The sequence below is a fragment of the Candidatus Soleaferrea massiliensis AP7 genome (assembly GCF_000820765.1).
In the GTDB taxonomy this organism is placed as follows: domain Bacteria; phylum Bacillota; class Clostridia; order Oscillospirales; family Ruminococcaceae; genus Soleaferrea; species Soleaferrea massiliensis.
On the sequence record NZ_CCYH01000029.1, the window covers coordinates 59,473 to 81,509 of the forward strand.

Consider the following 22,037-nt stretch of genomic DNA (forward strand, 5'->3'; position numbering starts at 1 on the left):
TCCATTGTTTGAACATGAAGACAGCCAGCTCTGTCTATGGCTGTGCGGCTGATACCGTTTATCCGAACCATGGTCAAAGCCAGCTGTCTTCGGTCTATCCTTTGTAAAGGATACGCGCCGATCAAATCCGCCGCGGGAGCTTTATGGCATCCACACCGGCAACGCCGGTTTCCAGCAGCTTCTTTCGCATAAGCGCAAAGTTTATATGAACCAATTCCCGGAAAGCCGCCGCGAAACGCCGCCCATCCCCTGTCTTCAGACTTTCCGCAAGGGTCTGCAGAATCCCGGCACAGTCGAGTGCCGGTTCACCGCCGATCTGATTGAACTGCAGCACGCTTCCGTCGAGCAGCAGAAGGGTTATTTTCCCATAGATTTCCCGGACAGCGGCCAGTGGAGCGTGATGCACAACAGCCTGCAGGCAGGCGCTGATCGTCGCCACGACAGATGCGTTCTGTTCCTTTATACTGACCGCACGGGCGATTGCATCCAGCGATTCGGCTGAGCAGCGGGGAAATGTATCGAAGACAACCGATTCGCCGGTGATGGCCAGCAGCTGAAGCGCTTCCAGAAAGGTTATAAAGTTTTCATCCATCATCAGGCTCTTGATTTTGCCTGAAACGGATGTGTCAACGCCAACCACACAGGTCCCCAAACCGTTTCGGGTCTTCACAACGCCCAATTTATTCAGCAATGCTATGGTGCGGCGGACCGTCATTTCAGAAACATGGTAGATATCCGCTAAAACAGCGCCATTTGGAAGATAGGCGCCCGCAGGGTATACGCCCTGACCGATCTTGCGAATCAGATCGATGGCCACCGCGTCATAGTACCGCGCGCGGCCTTTATGGGGTTCCCATGAAAAGCTTATCTGTTTGTCATCTTCGCAAGCCGCCCGCAGTCCGTCTAAATATTGCTCCAGGTCATCATAAAAAGCATGTTCGATATTCTCCAGACGCTTCTTTCCGGCATCATAACGATGTTCCTGACAATCCCGCAGGCTTTCAAGAAGGCACTGGAACAGCCGCTTCCAATATCGCTCCGCCTTTTCATCGCCATACATGGCATACAGGATATCCTGAAAGGCGCTTCCGGCAAAGGCGCCGATGTCATAGTAAAGGCTCCTGACAATCCGGCTTCCCAGGGCCTGGATAGCCTGGTCAAACAGCCGGTAGAGGCATTTTACCTGATCGGTGCAGGTCTGTTCCTCCGCCAAGGGTCCTGCGGGAATCGGTCTTTCCATACAGCACAGCCCCTGAAAGCAGATCGAAGATGAAATGAGCTTCAGCGTCTTGAAAAGATCGGCAAGCGCGGCGATGCGCCGCTGAAAAACAGGGCTTTTTAAATAGTCCTGATAGGGCTTTTTCAGGACAACCGTCGGTTTCCCCCGGCACAGCTTTACAAGGCCTTCTCTTTCCAGGGCCTTGAGCGCCCTCTGCGCCGGGCAGGAGGACACCTGGTAGCGGCGGGCGATATCCTGGACCGATGGAAACCGTTCGCCGTCATCAAAAAAGCCCAGCTGTATCTGTCCTGCCAGACTGCGGTAGATTGTTTGCTCCTGACTGTTGAAATGAGACATCGTACATGCTCCTTTCCTGCAGTCTATTATACTGGAATCGCTCCGCAATTTCCAGATCTATTTGTAACCATTCATCAAATGTACAGAACATGGCATGATATCGGGAAGCCGGAAACGATCACCGGAAGCATTGACGGTTTATACAAAACTATGAGGAACGATTACTGAACCGTGTCAGGAGCATCGTTTCATCTTAAACCGGATGCTTTTACCATATTTCAAAAAAGACAAACCTGCTTTGTAAAAAACGAAACCATTTGTGTATAAAATCATGATTTTATACACAAATGGTTTAAAACGGTATTTATGTTTGATATTTTCTGACCATAACACAGTGATTTTCTAGGTTGTATTACATATCTTCTTTTTATATAATGATTTCGTATCAATTATCAAGAATTGATTACATGATTTTTGTACAGGATGCCGAGTGTTGCCGTCAGCTTCCTGTTATCAACAGAAAGGAGGACGGACACCATACCCATCACCCACATAACCTTGCACCCTGTGCGGCAACTTAAAAAACAACTTCATATCTGCCTGTCTCATCCATTCCGGCGCTGGCAGCGGCTCCGGCCATTCTGCAACGCCGCAGTTGAGACCGGGTAGAAAAAAGGCATTGTCCCTTGAGCTTTTCAAACAGATGCAAAAAAAGGAGAAAAAAAATGAATTTAAAAAAAGGATTGGCAACATTCTTATCTGTCTCGATGCTCGCAGGCATCCTTCCTGCCACGCCGCTTATGAACGCTGCGGCTGCAGAGGACATCACCTGCAAAACCTATGAGCAGCCAACCACCGTCACATTCGACGAATGGGATGTAAAATGGGACAGCGCACAGAACAAATGGACCAATATGGACGTGGTCTCGGTCAACCGGGAGCGCGCAAGGACAACCTACATGCCGTATGACAGCATCTCCGCGGCTCTGGAAGGCGCAGAGCTTGGCAAGCGCGAGACCGCAGGCGGCGAAAAATACCACATGTCCCTGAACGGGGACTGGAAATTCAACCTGACCCTCAGTCCGGACGACGAAAACCTGCCAGACCCGGCAGCCGACGATTTCAATACGGATACCTGGGATACCATGCAGGTTCCAAGAAACTGGCAGACGGCGGACTGGAGCGAGGAAATCGCCGGCAAGGCGGATTATCCGATCTATGTAAACGAACAGTACCCATGGCGCGCAAGGTTTATGAACAACCTGCCGTCATCGATTCATGACAGATACGGCAGCTTCTTAGGCAGAACCGGAAACAAGGAAACCCTGCGTTCGCCGCACGGCTACAATCCGGTGGGCACCTATGTCAAAACGGTAACCCTTCCTGAAAACTGGGACGGCCGCCAGACCTTCATCCGCTTCGACGGCGTGGAATCCTGCTATTACCTGTATGTCAACGGCCAGATCGTCGGCTACAACCAGGACAGCTACACCGCCTCGGAATTTGACCTGACGCCGTATCTGCAGGCCGGAGAGAATGAGATTGCTTTGAGAGTTTACCGCTGGAGCGGCGGCAGCTTCTTTGAAGCGCAGGATATGATCCGCATCAGCGGCATCTTCCGGGACGTTTCGCTTTACTCCACGCCGAAGGTCCACATCCGGGACTTTAAGGTGGAGACCATCCTGGATGAAAACAACGAGAACGCCACCCTCAAGGTGCGCGCCAATGTCTATAACGAGGACGGCGGACGCGCTGACGGCTACACGCTGGAATCCCGCCTGTACGAGTATGACGCCCTCGCGGAGGAAGAGACCGTTGGAACTCCTGTCAGCGCATTGACAGAAAACAGCAATTATCAGGACAGCAATGACACTAGGAACTTCTCCTACATCCAGGGCGACCACCTGCTTGGAACCGAACAGTTTGTCGAGAACCCGAAGAAATGGTCAGCGGAATATCCGAACCTCTATAAGGCGGTTCTGGTGCTCAGGGACCCGGATGGTAAGATTGTCGAAACCGTGAGCCATGCCATCGGCTTCCGCAACTTCTACATCAATCCTGAAGACAACCTGCTCTACACCAACGGCAACTACGTCAAGCTCGTCGGCGCCGACCGGCACGACACCAATCCGGAAACCGGACGCTATCTGCCGCATGAGCTGATGCTTGAGGACGTCATGATTATGAAGAAGCTCAACATGAACACCGTCCGCACCAGCCATTATCCGAACGACCCGTATTTCTACGACCTCTGCGACTACTACGGACTCTATGTCATGGATGAAGCCAACGTGGAATCGCACGGCGAGCAGGGCATTCTGCCGCAGAGCGATCCGAGCGCGACGGTCAACGTCGTAGACCGCATCGACAGCATGATCAACCGGGACAAAAACCACGCCAGCGTGGTGATGTATTCCTATGGCAACGAATCCGCCGGCGGCGAAGCGTTCCGCGCGATGCAGACCCGCTCGAAGGCGCTCGATCCGACCAGGGTCACCCACTACTGCGGCGACAACGGCAAGGCGGATGTGCAGTCCTCGATGTACTCGAGTCCTTCCTCCATCAAGAATTACAGCGGCTCCAAGCCGCGCATCGAGTGCGAATACGCGCACGCGATGGGCAACTCCAACGGCAACCTCGACGAGTACCGCGACGCATGGGAGAGCAACCGCAAGGTGCAGGCTATGTATATCTGGGACCTGGTCGACCAGGCATACTATCAGACCGACAGGGAAACCGGAGAGAGATATCTCAGCTACGGCGGCGCCTGGGGTCCTCCGGGAACACCGAAGGAACGCGCAGGCAACTTCTGTGCCAACGGCATCGCGACCGCCGACCGTGTGATCAAGCCACAGGGCAACGAGGTCAAATACCAGTACCAGAAGGTCTGGTTCGACGCATCCGCCCAAGCGCTTGCAGACGGCAGCATCACCGTCCACAACAAATACATGGACGTCAACCTCTCCGCCTTCGACATCCATTGGGAGATCACCGACGGCAAGAACGTCCTGTCAAACGGTGTCATTGACAACGCGGCGGCTGAACCGTGGGAAAGCACCACCATCCAGATTCCGATGGACGCTGTTCCGGACACCCTGGAAGCGGGCACGGAATACTTCCTAAACTTCGAAGTGACCTACAAAGAGGAGCAAGAACCGCAGTGGATCCGGGATTCCGGAGAATCCTTTGTGGCGGCTTGGTATCAGATGGAGCTTGGCAAACAGGAAGCTAAGCGTGCCGAACTCGATCCGTACGAGGATATCGCAATAGAAGAGGATGGTGCCTCCATTACCCTTTCGGCGAATGGAACCACCGTCAAAATCGACAAGACCGCCGGCACAGCAGGATCTGGAAAAGGCGGTTTCGTCACAAGCTTTGCAGCAGACGGAAAAGAGATGCTTAAGACGCCGATGGTTCCAAGCTTCTACCGTGCACTGACCGACAACGATGCTTTCTCCACCTGGAACTCGTTGTCGTCCAGAAAAAATGCCTATCAGAAATGGGGCAAAGATTCGAAAAACACCGAACTCAAAGACCTGCAGGTGGAAGTGTCAGAGGAACAGCACTATGTCAAAGTAGTGGCAAACATCGACATTAAGACAAACCCAGTCAGTCAAATGATCATGAAATACTACTTCTACACAAATGGCGAACTGGAAGTACAATATTCCTGCAATGTCGCCCCCAATGACTCCTACATTCCGGAGGTCGGCATGATGGTTCAGTTGGACGGCGTCTATGAAAATCTGGCCTGGTACGGCCGCAGCGGCGAAACCTACTGGGATCGCAAGTCTGGCTCCAATGTGCAGGTGAATGAGTCCACTGTGGAGGAGCAGTACTTCAAATACATCCGCCCGCAGGAGACCGGCAACCACACCGACGTGCGCTGGATGACCCTGACCGATGAAAGTGACACCGGCCTGATGGTGATGTCCAAAGATTCCGATGATGCGCTGGAAGCCAATGCACTGCACTACACACCGGATGCCATCACCGATTTAAATTCTGACACCTATCAGAACGGCCTGGAGCGCACCGACAACGTGGTGCTGCGCATCCTCAAGCATCAAAGCGGTCTGGGCGGCGACAACACCTGGGGCGCACAGCCGCACGCGCAGTATCAGCTGGAAACCGGTAAATATGAGTACACCTTTGCCCTGAAAGCTGTCTCAGGCGATGCCTTTGCCGAGGCGAAAACCGAAGCTTATAACCCGGATAAACCTCTGCTCTCGGCAATCACCGTAAACGGCATGCCGATTGCCGGATTTAACCCGGATATTCTGGAATACACATTGCCGCTGAATTCCAATGACGATGTGCCGGTTATAAATGCCATGGCAACCAACGACGCCACCATCGATCAGATCAAACAGATCGACACCGACAGCTATGCGGCAACCATTCGGGCAAGCAACGAGTTTACTTCCAAGACCTACACCATTCGGTTTGAGGTCAGAACGGATCGTTTCAATTATCTGAACGACCTCACTGCGGATTCTATCGAGGTCGGTTGGGGAAGTTTTGGAAATGGCACCAACATCGATGGAGGCATATTGACCATTCTGGAGAAGATGGATGAGGCGGGCAATCCAGTCTATAAAGAGTATGACAACGGCATTGCGGCGCACGCAGCGTCCAGAGTGGTGTATAATCTGCCGGCAGGATGCGACCGTTTCACAGCGGATGTGGGCATCGACCATGTCAGCACCGGCGGCCGACAGGGTGTTGCAAGCGCAAATTTCCTGGTCTACGCAGACGACCAGCTGCTCTTTGACACTTCAACCGTTGCGGAAGGCGGTTCTATGGGCTCCAGAACCCCGCTGATCCACATCGACGTCGAGATTCCCGCTGGATCCAAGCAACTCATTTTGGTGACCGATCCTGGCAAGCAGAACGGGGACGACCACACCGACTGGTGTGACGCCAAGCTTTCCATATCCAAAATGGAAAATACTATTCTGCAAAATCAGATTTCCATTGCGGAAAGCCTGTTCGATTCCCTCAAACACGATGTGGACAAACAGCAGTTTATGCAGGAAATCGAATATGCCAGATCTGTACTGGACAGTGCCGATCTCGACCTGGTCATCCATACGGCCATCGACCTTAAGAATTTCATGCAGCGGTATGTGGCGCAAGGCAGGCCAATCTCCACGCTGACCGTTAATGGAAACGCACTTGCGAGATTTGATGTCAATACACACGTGTATGACTACCTGCTCATCGACGAAGAGCTTCCCAAAATCGATGTACAGCTTTCAGACGGCGCCGTCCTAACTAAGCTGGAACAGCTTTCCGGCGTGCCGGGAACAGTGGTCGTCACAGCGGAGAACGACCTTTTCATCGACAGCTATACCATCCACTTTAAAGCGGCCGTCGCAACCAACATCTACGCAAGCGACCTGACCCCGGATTCCGTCAAGGTCGGATGGGGCGATTTTGGCGTCGACACCAACATTCACGGCGGAAAGCTGACAATTTTGGAAAAAAACGACGCGCAGGACCGTAAGTTCTATAAAGAATATGACAAGGGCATCTCTGCGCACGCAAATTCCGAAATCATCTACACGGTGCCGGAGAACGCCACCTCCTTCAGGGCTGATATCGGCATCGACCATATCAGCATCGGCGATTTTGCCGGACGCAATTTAGCCAGCGCAAACTATGAGATCTACGCGGACGACAAAAAGATCTACGATTCCAAAACCGTGACGGGCGGGCCGATCGGAGAGCTCACTGAGATTGTTTCCGTAAATGTCCGGATTCCGGATGGAACCAAGCAGCTGAAGCTTGTCACCAACGACAATGGCGACGGCAACGGAGACGACCATACCGACTGGTGCGATGCCCGCTTCACAACGGAGCTCAACACGGCCCCGCTTGACAGCATGATGCAGGACACGAAGGCGTTGCAGGATCAGCTCAACCCCAACGGCTTTGTCTTCGATGCTGTTTCCGGCGCGGTTGCGGCGGCGGAAAGCGCTTTAGAGGATGAAAACCTCTCGATTGCAGAGATGTATAACGCCATGTTTGAACTCTGGTATGCCATCCATCTCGGCGACGTTACGGAAGATGGCACACTCGGCGTTGCTGACCTGATCACCCTCAAATCCATCATCTTACGCGCGGCGGATTGTTCAGAGGTACAGTTCAGGCTGGCGGATGTCAATGCAGACGGTGTTCTCAACATCTTTGATCTGTTATTGATTAAGCTTGAAATCCTCAATGGCTGACGGCATCTTTCAAGTCTGAAATTCTCAATGGATGGCCATTTTCCTGCGTGAACCGCAACAATCAATCGTTTTTTATAGGCAAATCCAGTATGAACCAGACAGCGCTAAAGGTTGTCTGAACAAGGGAACTTTCCTGGAGGAGACATCTTTCTCCCTGAAAAACCGTTGAACTAATTTGTCAATAAAAATATAAAACCACTTATAAACAAGTGTTTTGCATGGTCCCAGGAAGGGTAACATACAGATTCAGCCCCTTAAGGGGCATGGTAGGTTTAGCAACATTACCATTTAAGCAGCCGCTTCAAGCGGCTGCTTTTTTATAAGCGCTCCGGCTGTGTGTCGGGGCACTTATAAAAAAAGCCTGTAATCATATTGACTACAGGCTTTCGGTACCTATCGGCACTTCTTTGTCACGAGCACTTACATATTACTTATATTCTTTAGAGAAAAGAATCTCGCCATTTTTATCAGAACATTCAATAATGACGGATTCCGCCTCGGGCACAGCTGTTTTTAACATGGAGAACAATTGCGAATAGGTAGCGGACATACTATCCATTGCACTTTCTAAAGTTTCTTTGACTATCGAAGCGTCCCCAATATCAATCTTGTATTGGTAGCTGTATACCAAGGAATTCCCTCTGGCGGAGACGTCAAGAACCATTCCGGCGCTTTCAAAGGTCGAAGCCAATTGGTCAATCTGATCTTGAATGCTTACAATAAACTCCTCCATGGACTGTCCTCCAACGGGCACTGAACTCTCTGTGGATGCAGTTGATGACGGCGTCGATTGATCCGCGCCAGTTCTGTTCACTCTAATCTTGCAGCCTGCCAAAGAAAAGCAAAGCGCGAAACATGCGATGATAATAACAAGTTTTTTCATTCCATTTTCCTTCCTTCATATAAATTCCTTCTGTTATGTAAAAAACATTGTATACACCAGCTGAAAAACTGCTTCGGTCTGAATTTGGAGTTGCAGAATACTATAAAACGAAACTTTTTCGTTTGCGGAAATGATATTCATTTTTATCCAAATATGCTATATCATTCAAATATTTATTCATTGCAGAGAATCCATGATACATGCACAAACGACCTCAGTTATTCCAATTTCAGCCAGTTTAACAACTAATACTTATATTATACATATTCCATATCAATTTGTCAACGAATATGTATAAGGAAGGGATATCCAGTATGAAAACTTGTTCATATTTCTTATGCTTATTGTCAGCTTAAAACGCTGTATATTTATAAATTTAAAAGCAACGGCCAAAGATTTCATGACGAGCTGTAAAATTGAGAAATGTGCAATCACTTGTTTTTGCAAAGGAAAATTTCTTATATCAATAGAAAACAAGACGCAGCCTGTGCAGGCTGCGTCTTGTTTGCCTGCCCTTCCTTGACAGGAAAAAGCATTTGCGATTCTATTGCTGTAAAACTAAATTACTGGTAGATACCGTTGAGAATATTCAGCTTGATGATCAAGAGGTCGAATATGTTGATTCTGCCATCCTGATTGGCGTCCGCGCTCAATACCTGAAGCGGTGTGAAATCAGCGCGTCCAAGGATATAGGACTTGACGTTCAGCAGGGTGGAGATGTTCGGCACATTGGCGCCGTCCAGATCTCCGAGAACAGACAGTTCATAGCTTCCCTTTACATTCCCGTTCAGCATGATCTGTGCCTTCATTCCGCTTCTGACAGCCGTTTGCGCGTCGACCGCATTGCCGTTTTCATCGACGATGCCGACGATGGCCTTGTCACTGCTGCAGTGGATCGCAGACAGCGCGTTTTCAGCGCTGGTTCCATATTCGATGCCGGAGATGGTGCCGTTCTCTTCGCTGATCTGGTACGTATCCGAAGAGATTGTAACAGGCTCTGCATAGATCAGGTCGACCGACTCGATGTTCACAATGTCGTTCTCCATCCTGAGATAGATGTTCTTCTCGCCCTGCGCTTTGGACTGATCGACGAAATTGGTCGCGTTTCCAAGATAGGAAACGATGTACGGGTTCTGCGTATCCAGCGCGGTCTGTGCGGTGGTGCACTGGCCGTAGGTTTCCCAGTAGCCGTCCTTCGTCGTAAAGTTGATGCTCGCAAGCTCGTTCGCAAGCTGCAGGGAGCCGCCATAGTAAATGCTGTCATAGGTGATTCCGTCGACGGAGGTGGAACGCTTGGCCGGCGTTTCCAGATCATCGGCCTCCAGATAGAACTTGAGCGCGATGGTCGTCGCTGTGCCGCGTGAGAAGTTGACGCGGATTTCTTCGAGGCCAGTCACATCAATTTTGCCGAGATAGACCGTGTCGTTGACCGTGGTCCAGCTCATAGCGCCCGAGCCGCCTTCGAAGCGGAAGCCGTCCGGCGCATAGATCCAAGGCGTATCCAAGGGTTTGACGCGGATGCCGCCGTCAATCTGCTGTGTTTTCTTCGGCGCAATATTGACCGGCAGAACCGTGCGGTTCAGTTCCTCAACGGCAGCTTCCAGTGCGGCAATCGCATCGGAAACCACTTCGCTGTTGACCGGTTCGCTGACGATCTGCCTGATTCCATCGAGCGCCTCGTTAAATGCCTTCTGTTTTGCGGTGGTATACTGCGTCAGGTCAATCTGCTGGGCCTCGAGAATCTTTGCTTCCAGCACAGAGGTATCCACATTGTCCTGCTTCATCTGGAACTTGAGCCAGTTCAGGTCGATGCCCGCGGTATCGAACACAATTTTCAGCTCGTGCGTTCCCTTGGTCAGATGCACAAATCCGTCTGTGCTGCGCGTCACCCATTCGCCGTTTGTCGACTGGATGTAGGAGAATGCGCCGAGTTCTTTCTGCGCGTCATAGACCGTGAAGGACATCTGTGCGAGCGGATTGTTGTTGGTGGCTTTGAAGCGGGAGGAAAGCTTGTAATCTCCCTCTTCCTGAACCTCCACTTTATAAGTGACCGATTCACCCTTTTCGCATCCGGTGAAGTGCTTGCCGCCGCCGATGTCGTTGCTGTCGACCGGCTTGATCGAAGGGGTCATCGCGGCCGGTTCGGTCTCCGCCACCTTCAGCGTGGTATTTAAGTCCTCAAACGCTTTGACCGGCGTGGACGGGCTGTAATCAAAGTTCACATAGTCAAAGTCGGCGATGAACGGGTCGGCCGGCGACTGGCTGCCGGTGGAAGCGGTGAGTCCGAATTTCGGATTCTCATAGTTGGCGGCAGTGGTGCCGAACGAGATGTAATTCTCGCCGTCTGCGCTTGCATAACCGGAATAGGTATTTCCGATTTTCTTGAGACGGAAATAAACCGTTGTGCCGCTTCCAAGAAGATCGGTGATCTGGCTGCCTGAAATCTTGCCGATCGGCACCGGATCCTGTCCTTTGGTCTCCTTGTACATGCCCATGATGCTTCCGTTGCTCTGTTCATATTTCAGATAGATGTAGTTGTTGTTGTCCTGTGAAGCCACGACGCCGACACTCTTGAAATTGTCCTTCGGCTGTTCGTTCAAATCAACCTTGACGTTCGCTTCCCAGTTGCCGTACACATCCTGCTGGAAGAAGTTTTTCAGGTTGTTGTCCCCCTGCCAGAAGTCGCCTCTCTCGGCAATGATGCGCAGGGAGCCCGGCGCTGCTTCCAAGGACCAGTTGTCCTTATTCTCGCCGTTGTTCTGCGTATCGGTGTTGATGTACCAGACATCATTCAGCTCGGTGCTGTCAAACTGATCGGAGGTCGGGAGCTTGCCGAACTGCAGCACATAGGTGTTTGCCTGATCGGTGCTGACACAGCGGACCGATACGCGGTTGTTCTCCGGATCCGGGACTACCGTGGCGGTTACGCCGTCCGGCGCGGACACGGTGACTTCCGGCAGCGGATTCAGCGTGGATACGCCGGCCGCGTAATAGAAGCTGGTCCGGTCAAATTCCTCGAGCGGGCTGCCGTTCACCTGGATATCGTCGAGGTAAGCGTAGGTCGGATTCTCAAACAGCGGCTCCAGTCCGTCTTCGGTTGTGAAGATGACCTTGTAAACCCGCTCCTCTTTGCCCGAGATCGCGATGATCGTGGCGGCCGGCTTCTTGTCGCTGGCCTGCTCAATCTGGATGGTTGTGCCTTCCTGTGCGGTCGCATCGACCGTCGGATACTCGCCGGAGCCGTTGTAGAACGCCTTGTAATCCAGTGTCAGCAGGTTAAACACATCCGCACGGATGCTCTTCCCGCCAATCCGGATGCCCGAAAGCATCGGATCGCCTGGGGTCACATCCTTCTGGACGGTGAAACGGTCCGGTCCAGGAGTAAAGGACGGTTCGTAGGTGATGCCCTCCAGACGCGCGAGCGCCGGGGATTTCACAAGATAGTTACAGATATTCTTCGCGGTGCGCTGCAGTTCGCCCAGCGTCAGATTTCCTTTCTGGTATTCGGAAAGCTGGTTCATGCCGGCAAGATTCTTCTCGGCTTCACCGCTGTTTTTCCTCATGTAGAGATCCTGCTGCGCGCGGACCATGACCTTGCCGTTGGTGCCGGTGCTTGCCCTGTCGTAGAATCCCTGATCCTCGCCGAGAGAAGCCCACCAGTCGGTCATCACGATGCCGTCAAATCCCCACTCATTGCGCAGGATGATGGTATTCAGATCGTAGCTGCTGGAGGTCCAGGTACCATTGATGGCGTTGTAGGAGGTCATGATGCTGCGGCAGTTTCCGCTTCTGACGGCGATTTCAAAGCCGCGCAGATAGATTTCCCTCAGCGCTCTCTCCGAGACGCAGGAGTTGTATTCGCGTCTGTCCTTCTCCAGGTTGTTCGCCGCAAAATGCTTGATGGTAGGTGTCACGCCTTGGCTCTGAATGCCTCTCGACGACGCAGTGGCCATCATACCAACGACCAGAGGATCCTCTGAAAAATACTCAAAGTTTCTTCCGTTCAGCGGATATCTGTGGATATCGACGCCCGGACCAAGAATGGTGTCGACGCCGTTCATGACCATTTCCTGACCCAGATATTCATACATTTTCTGAACCAGATCAACATTCCAGGTGCAGGCGAGCATGGTTCCGTTTGGAATGCTGGATACCGTAACCGATTTATTGACGCGGATACCGGCAGGGCCGTCCGCCGCGATGGCAAGCGGAATACCCATTGCTTCCAGCGACTTGGTGACGCTGCCGAAGCATCCAGCTGCGCCGGTGGTTCCGCGGTCGCTGTCGTTATTTTCCTCACCGATCACAATGGCGGCAAGGTCGTTGTCGGAAAACTGTCCGATAAACTGATCCATCGTGATGGTTCCGTTGTAGACATCGATCAGTCTGTATTCTTTTTTGTCGGTGCGTTCAATTTCCGCCGGGAAATTGTCCCGGATTCTCTGCTCATAATCAACCGTCCGCTGCGGGACATCCTCATAGGTCAATTCATAGGTTCCGTCTTCCTTCAATTCACCCGGCTTCATGCGCTGAAGCGGACGGGTCGGTGCCATGACCTCTTCGAGCACATCGGTTACGCGCGTTTCAGGCTCGTTGTATACCTTGACCTGTTCGCAGCTGCGCACATCGTTTCCAACATAGATTTTGTAATCTCCGGCTTCCAGCACATAGCTGGAATCATTGCCGGTTACGCCGCCGTCATCATAGGAAGCCATATCGTCAATCTTGTAGGAGATGGACATGGTCTGCGATTCGCCCGGCTGCAGGACGCCGGTTTTTGCGAAAGCTGCCAGCTGTTTGGCAGGCTTGCCCAGAAGTCCCTGCGGCGCGCCGTAATAGACCTGTACAACTTCCTTGCCCTTCATCTTGCCGATATTCTCCACCATCACATTGACCGTGACGGAACCGTCAGCGACGGTGACATCATTCGTGGTGGTCTTGAACTCGGTATAGGAAATGCCGTATCCAAACGGATAGAGGACCTTCTCGGGCGCAAAGGTTTCAAAGTACCGGTAGCCGACATAGATATCCTCTTCGTAGTTCAGATTTGCCCACCTGTCGCAGGTGTGGTTTCCATCTGCGGCATAATCCTCAATATTCTTCGCGATGGTATCGTTCAGCTTTCCGCTGGGTGTCACATCGCCGGTCAGAACGTCGGCTGTCGCGCTGCCGCCCTCCATACCGCCCTGCCACGCATAGACGATCGCGGCATTCGGATAATCAGCAGCCCATTTCATGTCGATGATGTGGCCGACATTCAGCACGACGGCTACGCGGTCAAACTGCGCGTAGACCTTGTCGAGCATATCCTTCTCCGTATCGGTCAGCAGATAGGAACCCTTGATATTCTGAGCTTCATGGTCCTCGCCGGCCGTACGGCCGATGATGACAATCGCCATATCGGACTGTGCCTTCGCATCCGATACGATTTCTTCCGTCATGGGCATCTCTTTCTGGCTCCAAGAGGTGTTGTCCGTCCATCCGCCGTTTTCAATAAACGGATTCTCTTTGATCCATGCCTTGTAAATGGATGCGAGATTCTCGTTCACTTTGACATTCGGGTTGCTGCGCAGTCCGTCGGCGATTGTGGTGATGTGATCCACCGCAATTCCGCTGACGCCGCCGCCAGAACCGGTTCCATTCGAATAGTAATAATCCTGCACGACGCCAAAGATGGACACGGTTTGTCCATTTTTGACCGGAAGCACCTTGTCGATTTCATTTGCTTCCCCACCGGTGCCATATGCCGGGTTTTCCAGCAGCACAACGCCTTCCGCCGCCGCCATTCTGGATACATCGGAAAGACCGGGCAGCGCTGCTGCGCTGACAAGTGTCAAAGCATTGGGTACGACCGAGAACAGCATCGCCGCGCTGAGAAGCAGCGATACAAGCCGTTTGGATTTCCTTCTTTCGCTTTTCATTTTTTTCCTCCATTTCTTGATTGCAAGAGACATTCTTTCCTGCTCATTTCTGTTCATAGAATATAAAAACAACAGTGCCGCTTTTCATAACATAAGAAATATTGAAACGTTTCCAAATCCAGTTTCTTATTGTAAGAAAAATATACACTGTTGTCCAGCAAGCTGAATAGCTTTGATATTTATGTATGATCACAATATAATTTTGACAATTTCATGATCGGCTTATCATTTTAGTAAAGGCGACAGCAATCATTATAGTATTTTTATAAAAAAATCAACGTCATACGTGAACAATATATCCAAAAATATAATTTTTAAATTTCAAACACATATTTTATTTATAATTCTTCAATTTTTAGTTTGACCATTTATTTTTTCAAACTATGTATCTTTAATATGTTGCAGCCATTTTAAACTCCAGTAATATGAAGAACCCGCGCACGCTTCATTTTGAAGTCATTCCGCCGAATTTCATCCATATTTTTTTTAGATAAAGGAATAGAATCTGTAGCATTTATTTCAAAAGGAGACTTTCAAAAAAATGAAAGTCTCCTTTTTGATCGAAGATAACCTATTGATCCAAATCTTTAACGCCGGCTTTGTTTTCACACTTTCATATTTTCGCGATGGCATTCCGTCTTTCACCAACGACATAAACGTTCCAGAATCAAAAACCATCAGCGCACAATGCATGAAAAAACGGCGCTGCCCTGGCCCTATTGAAATGCGTTCCACTGTCGTCTATTCCATTGGCATCGAAACCTTCTGCGGTTTGGATTCTTTTCGATAAAGATTTCGGTATACGCTAGGCGTATACCCCGTTTTCTGCTTAAAACAGGTGGAGAAATACTTGACATTCGCAAATCCGGTCTGCTTTGCAATATTGGATATTTTATCCTGTGTCGATTCCAATAAATCCTTCGCCCGGTCAATCCGGCATAACAGCAGATATTCTTTAAATCCCATCTCACTTTTTTTCTGAAACAGAGAGGATAGATACGATGAAGAAATTGGAATCTGTTTGGCTACGACAGCTAAAGTCAGTTTTTCCGCATAATGCTCCTGAATATAAAGCTGCGCCTGCTGAATGATACACTTGTACTGCAATTCTGACGAAGCATCATGAGAAGACCGAAAAAGCACCAGCTGTTTGTTCAAAAACAGACTGAATGAGTTCAGATCTTTAATCTGCAGAATATCCTCTCTATAACAGAACCAATGCTCAAAGACCTCCGGAAAGCTTCTTTGCAGTGCAATCAGGAAGTCAATGGCCAGCATTTGAGCGAAATCCACCGAAGCATTGATTTGACTTAACATGTACATCATATACTCCACAGCGCTCGCAAATGGCTGCCCCGCCTGCAGACAGTTTATTGTATAATCGATGCAGGTCCAGAAAATACAATATTCCTTTTCTTCAATCTGCAACTCGGAGAATGCCACAGATGACCGGCCGTGCAGCATGGCAAACCGCGCCACAGACTGGGCGATTCGAAACGCCTTCGGAAAATCCTGAAACGAAGCAACAGGCTGGCTGAAGCCGCTGTATGGCTGACAGCCATACCGTTCCCAATACTGCCGATTGTATTTTTTCGCCCTTTCACACAGCAGCTGTTGCATCTCACCCGATGGATAATCCGTATGCGTGAATAAGAGACAGACCTCATGATTCAGCGTCATAAACAAACTGACTGCTTCGCTGTTTTCGAGCAGCAGTTCCAAAAACCTGTACATCAGACCCTCCCGGTCATCAAACGCCGGATTGTCATCAGGTGCAAACAAATACACAGACAGCGAATAAGCAGGCGCTGACATCGGAAGGCCAAACTGTTTTAAAAGGGACTTGGCCTGATCTGCATCCTCCGGCACGCCGCCAGTGATGAGCAGATTGCAGCAAAAGCGCTTCGCCGTCTGGCTGAGCTGTTTTAACTGTGACCTGATCTGTTGATCCTGTTCTTCCCTTTTCATGTTTTTTATAATCAGCTGTGCCAGTAAATCCACCGCATGCAGCACATTGTTCATATTATCTAACCGCGGGTCTTTGATCAAATACCGGAAGCCCCCCAGAATCATGGTGTCGATCAGCGCTTCATCGTATATTTGTGTGGTATAAAGCATAAAACGGCACTGCGGCTGAAAGGACAGAATGTCGTCCATCATATTCAGCCCATATCCATCCGGCAGGCACAATTCCGTCACGATAATGTCCGGATGATATCGCTGGGCCATCTACCGGCCTTTTTCAACACTGTCCGCCCAGAAGCATCCCCGAATTTGATGCGCTGTCCAATCAATGCCCTGAATCAGCTCATATATCTTTGGATCACTGTCCACAAACAATATCTGAATCATAGATAGCGGCAACTCCCCACGTTTTTTTCCATTATATCATAAAAAGACAAACCTGTCTTATCCATATCAAAACTTTACGATACAAGCTCCATACATTTTCATAAAAATGTTTTATTCATATGGACCAGGCTTTACAAGCTGCCGAAGCGGTATTTCTACTCCGCAAACAACATATCGATATGATCGGACTTTTTTATCCGGCCGATTGGTACATACGTACCAATCCCATGTTCAGCATACCGGATATGTAACGGATTCTTCCGGCATAGGCCAAGCGGCAGTCTCTTTGCATAAAAAGAGCTGCGGACAAATGTCCGCAGCTCTTATAAAAAACGAAAACTATGCGTTTAAGATCATCAGTTTGATATGCAGCAGGTCCAAGATGTTGATCCTGCCGTCGCCGTTCACATCGGCCAGGCGCTTCTGTTCATCGGTGAAGCCCTCATTCGTGAGGATATAAACCTTGACCTGAATCAGGTCCTGCAGTCCCAGAACGCCGTCCCCGGTCACGTCGCCCGGAAGCGGCGCGGGAACATTGGATACCTTCTGTACAAACACCTTGGAACCCGGCATTGCAAACCGGTAGACGCCTTCTTCTATCTTCTCAACGTCAATCGGGCTGCCGTTTTCATCGGATACGCTCAAGGTTTCCGTCTCTTCATCCAATCCTTCCACATAAAGGCTGACCGGTTCATTCTCATAATAGAATTTGAAGTCGACATGTGCCTGCAGATCGGACGCGTCGATCTCCACCGGATGATAGCTCTCCAATGCCGTTTTGTCGGCATCAAACAGATAGGTATGAAGCTCCATATACATCATATCGCGCACAACACGTTCCAGCTGGTTTCTGGTCAGATCCCCGCTTTCCAGCGCGGCGGCGACGTCATGCGCCTGGTCATAGCTGCTTCCAATACCGGGCATCTTCAGCGCGCTGCCTGCCTTGATCTCATCCAGCAGCGGAGCCAATGCGCCCCAGTCGGTCATGACCATGCCTTTGTATTCCCACTCGTCCCGCAGGACGGTCTGCAGCAGGTCCTCGTGCATGGATGCCCACTTGCCGTTGATCTTGTTGTAAGAGGACATCACGCACCACGGATTGGAGGTGGAGATGGCGACTTCAAACGGTTTGAGGTAGATTTCCCGCATTGCGCGTTCCGAAACCATGCTGTCGCTGTTCTTGCGGTTGGTCTCGCTGTTGTTCGCCGAAAAATGCTTCAGCGTAGCGGACACGCCCTGCGACTGGATACCGTTGATCTGTGCGCCCGCCATGATGCCGGAGATGAACGGATCCTCCGAATAATATTCAAAGTTCCTGCCGCATTTGGGGTCCCTGTGGATGTTGGTGCTTGGCGTCAGCATGATGGGTGAACCATGGTTGTTCAGCGAGTACTCAAGATACTGGGTAAGCACCTTCAATTCCCTTGCTTCCTTCGCCAATGCTTCTCCCGCGGCTTTCACCAGCTCCGGATTCCATGTGCAGGCCTGCATTGTTGCGCACGGCCATGCAGTGGACGTGTATTTATAGTTGCGGATGCCTGCCGGGCCATCGGAGGTCTGCAGCCTTGGGATGCCGTACGCGAGGTTCTCCATTGTGGTCGCCGTGATGCCGCCGTCCAGGATTTCGCGGAAATCGCTGGTGCCGGAGCCATATGTGAGACGGATCAGCTCTTCATCGGTCAGCTGCGCGATAAACGCACTCATCAGGGATGGATCCTCAGCCACATCCGAAAGCTTTATGATCCCTTCGGACTGCGCGGAAGCCGCGCCGTCTTTCACGGCGCTTGCCGCGGCGTTCGAAGAAGCGGACGCAGGTACGGGGGCGGCAGACGCGTCGTTCCAGATGGTGGTTTCATAGCTGGCAGGGCCCGTGCCGTCCAGCCTGCGCTGCAGCTGGTTTTCCTCATCCACAGGCTGGAAAATCTTTGTCAGCTGCTGTGTCACCGTCAGTTCATCGACCGTATAGGAGCCTGCTGCCTGATTGTCCCGAACGGATTTTCCGACATAGATATCGTAGACGCCCGGTTCCAGCACATAGGCGGATTCTTTGCCGGTCTTTCCAATATCGTCGTAGCTCGCCATCTCATCGATATCAAAGGACATCGTGACGGTCTGAGATTCGCCGGGCGCTATCTCGCCGGTCTTCTGGAAGGCCGCCAGTTCCTTGCTCGCCTTTGGAAGAAGCCCGTCCGGAGCGCTGAAATAAACCTGTACGACCTCTTTTCCCGCCCGCTGTCCATTGTTTGTGACCTTCGCGGAAACATCGATGGTTCCTTTCGCTTCATTCGGCACAGCCTGGACATCCGAAATTGCAAAGTCCGTATAGGACAGGCCGAAGCCAAACGGATAAACGACCTTTTCCGGGGCAAACGTCTCGAAATAACGGTAACCCACAAAAATATCCTCTTCATAGGACACATAGGAATTGCTTCCCACATTCTTATACGTGCCGGAGGACGGATAATCCTTAAAGCTGGTCACAAAGGTATCGGTCAGCCTGCCGGATGGATTGACGTCGCCGCAAAGCGCATCCGCGACTGCGATGCCGCCTTCCATGCCGGGCTGCCAGGCAAGCAGGATGGAATCGATCTTCCTGCCGGTGCTGCTGGATACGTTGGCGGCCCAGTTCAGATCCATGACGCCGCCGATATTCAGGACCAGCACGACCTTTTCAAACTTTTCAAGCGACGCTTCGATCAGCTCCTTCTCCCTTGCGCTGAACTGATACGAATTGGAGCCGGGATTGGTGTCGACATCGGAGCCCTCTCCCCAGCGTCTGGACAGGACGACAACCGCTGTGGCGTTTTCCTTTGCGGCCGCGGCGTCCATGAGCGGTTCCACCAGGCTGAATTCCGGCTCGTTGGTGGAGACGCTTCCGCCGTTGGTATAGTAATAGTTGTTGTAGAATTCGACCAAGGCATCATCCAAACGGATCTTTCCGTCATAGGCCTTGTCCTGCAGGCCTTCCGGGATGGTGCGCACGAACGCGGATTCGACATCGCCGGAGCCGCTGCCGCCCTTCACATAGCTCACCTGTCCCAGGCCAAGCAGCGCAACGTTCTCGCCGTTTTCCAGCGGCAGGACGTCGTCCTCGTTTTTCAGCAGCACAATGCCTTCCTGCGCGATCTCTCGGGACAGCCTGCTGTGTTCGTCGCTCTCATCGATCAGCTTCACCGTGATGTCCTTGGAAACAACATCCGGATGGGATTCGGAACGCGCCCGAAGCACCAGCTGGTCCGCTTCCTCGCTGAAGGGAACGGTCAGCACGCCGCTGCTGTCGATGCTGGCGCGGTTGCTGCCTTCCAGCTCCCAGGTGACAAAGGGGTTGCAGTTTTTATCGCCCAGCGCCTGCGCGAAAAACGTGGTCGATTTTCCCTTGACCGCTTCAAACGGCTCTTCGCCGACAACGTTGACCGCTGTAACCGCCGCGTCCGGGTCGATGGTCAAACGCTCAAATTTCAGCAGGCTCAAATTGAACTGCGCCTTGAACTCGATGCGGATCACATGGTTGCCCGGAGCAAGGCGAAGGCCTACCGGGTCGGAGGACTTCCAGTTCTGCCAGCCGTCGGTTCCCGGACGGGAAAAATTGGACACCAGCTTTCCATCGATGTAGCACACATAGCTGATGGCGTTCTCAGCCGAGCCGGAACGCGCGACATGGGTGGTGAACAGAAACTCCCCGGCGGATTCCTCGGACAGGAAGAGATTGTACTCCATCCAGGCCCCGGCCATCGTTGAGCTGGGGTTCTTTCCGCTGCTGACCTCCGGATTGGAGCAGTTCTCCTGCCCGATGCCGCTGGAAGAAGAAGTGTAGTCCACCGCGTCGATCCGGATGGCGTCGCCCGTCATGGTGGAACGCTCCAGCTTAAACAGGCTGACGTTGCATTGCTTTGTCACGAGCATCTTGATGACATGCTTGCCGGGGGAAAGGGTGATTGCATAAGGGCCGTCGTTGACCCAGTTGAACCATCCGCCGGTGCCTGCCCGGTTGATATCCACCTTTCGTTCCCCGTCAACGAAGAACTGCACGCCCACCAGATTCGCATTGGTGGTGGCGCGCGCCACATGGGCATACAAATCGTAACGGCCGGCCATCTCTTCAGAGACATACACGTCGAATTCAAACCAGTCCCCGGCGTACACCCCTTTGGGGATGGTTCCGATAACGGCCTCCGGGTCCTTGCTGTCCTCGAACTCCGAGTAGGACTTGTTTGCCCTGTCATATTCAATGATTTCGATCAGATTGGATTCCTCTATCGGCCTTGCTTCTATGTACCGCTCCAACTGAATCCAGCTCAGGTCAAAGGTACTGCCAAATTCAATTTTTAAAATGTGCTCCCCTTTTTTCAGTTCCATCCTCTGAGGGGCTGTGGTGAACCATGGCACGCCTTCGCCGGAAGGGTCTCCTTCCGCCACCGTTAATTGGGAAACATTGTCCACAAGGACATTCATGGTCGGTTTGTCACCGGCCGACTGCACCCGTGCGGAAAACGTATACGTTCCATCTTCCGGGACATTGATGTTAAATTCCAGCCAGCTGCCGTTCTGTGTGGGGCCGGCCATCTGTTCGTCTATCTTTTCCGCATCGGAATTGGCGATCAGGCCAACGCCTGCCGATGCCGCGGAAAATGCCGAGGAAGCAATCTGGCCCGGGAGCTGCGCCGCCGCGGCTTTCACCTCCAACGGACCCGGGTACGCAAACGCATGGATGACACTGGTTAAAGTCAGAATGACCGCCAGGACCATTGACACGAACTTCTTTGTCATTTTTCCATCTCCTTTTTCTATTTATGATCGGGCGCTTCATGATGAAATCGATTCTTTTCCAAGATTTATATTGCCGCGTCAAATAATTTGTCATAATTTCCAGAAAAATATTCATTTTCATCACGAAGCAACATGAATTATATCATATAGCATTAAAAAAGTAAATAAAAAAACGTTTTCATTGTATAATTTACACTTTTATCATAATCATTTTTCCGTTTTCTGCAAAAATAAATCAAATTTATCTTTAATAAAAAAACGGCTTTTTCTAACCGATTCATCAAAAGCGGCCGAATATCTTTGTTCAATATACAAATTGATTTTCTGCATGTAATTTGATAACCTGATGATGTAAGCTGATATCC

Annotated in this window: 6 protein-coding genes; 1 reads left to right on the plus strand and 5 read right to left on the minus strand. The window is 51.2% G+C overall.

Annotation, left to right across the window (positions count from 1 at the left end; translation table 11 throughout):
* Positions 1-121: 121 nt before the first annotated feature.
* Complete coding sequence (locus BN348_RS06945) at positions 122-1,576, minus strand: GntR family transcriptional regulator (RefSeq protein WP_040197120.1); 1,455 nt, start codon at positions 1,574-1,576, stop codon at positions 122-124.
* Positions 1,577-2,241: 665 nt separating this feature from the next.
* Between BN348_RS06945 and BN348_RS06950 the strand changes: the two genes are divergently transcribed.
* Entirely contained in the window at positions 2,242-7,749 is a 5,508-nt protein-coding gene (locus tag BN348_RS06950; RefSeq protein ID WP_040197121.1) for a glycoside hydrolase family 2 TIM barrel-domain containing protein, read from the plus strand.
* Between the two features lie 427 nt (positions 7,750-8,176).
* Here the strand turns inward: BN348_RS06950 and BN348_RS06955 are convergent, their stop codons facing one another.
* The 4 genes from BN348_RS06955 to BN348_RS13145 form a co-directional block, all read right to left on the minus strand.
* Positions 8,177-8,632, minus strand: coding sequence for a DUF4854 domain-containing protein (locus BN348_RS06955; RefSeq protein ID WP_082020841.1), 456 nt, complete (start codon positions 8,630-8,632; stop codon positions 8,177-8,179).
* Between the two features lie 563 nt (positions 8,633-9,195).
* Positions 9,196-14,553 (minus strand): glycoside hydrolase family 3 N-terminal domain-containing protein, encoded by a 5,358-nt coding sequence (locus BN348_RS13135; protein WP_197068299.1) that lies wholly within the window; start codon positions 14,551-14,553, stop codon positions 9,196-9,198.
* A 741-nt stretch (positions 14,554-15,294) separates the two neighbouring features.
* Positions 15,295-16,710, minus strand: a complete 1,416-nt coding sequence (locus BN348_RS13140; RefSeq protein ID WP_197068300.1) for a helix-turn-helix domain-containing protein — start codon at positions 16,708-16,710, stop codon at positions 15,295-15,297.
* A gap of 534 nt (positions 16,711-17,244) precedes the next feature.
* Entirely contained in the window at positions 17,245-21,672 is a 4,428-nt protein-coding gene (locus tag BN348_RS13145; RefSeq protein WP_052446788.1) for a glycoside hydrolase family 3 C-terminal domain-containing protein, read from the minus strand.
* Positions 21,673-22,037 lie beyond the last annotated feature (365 nt).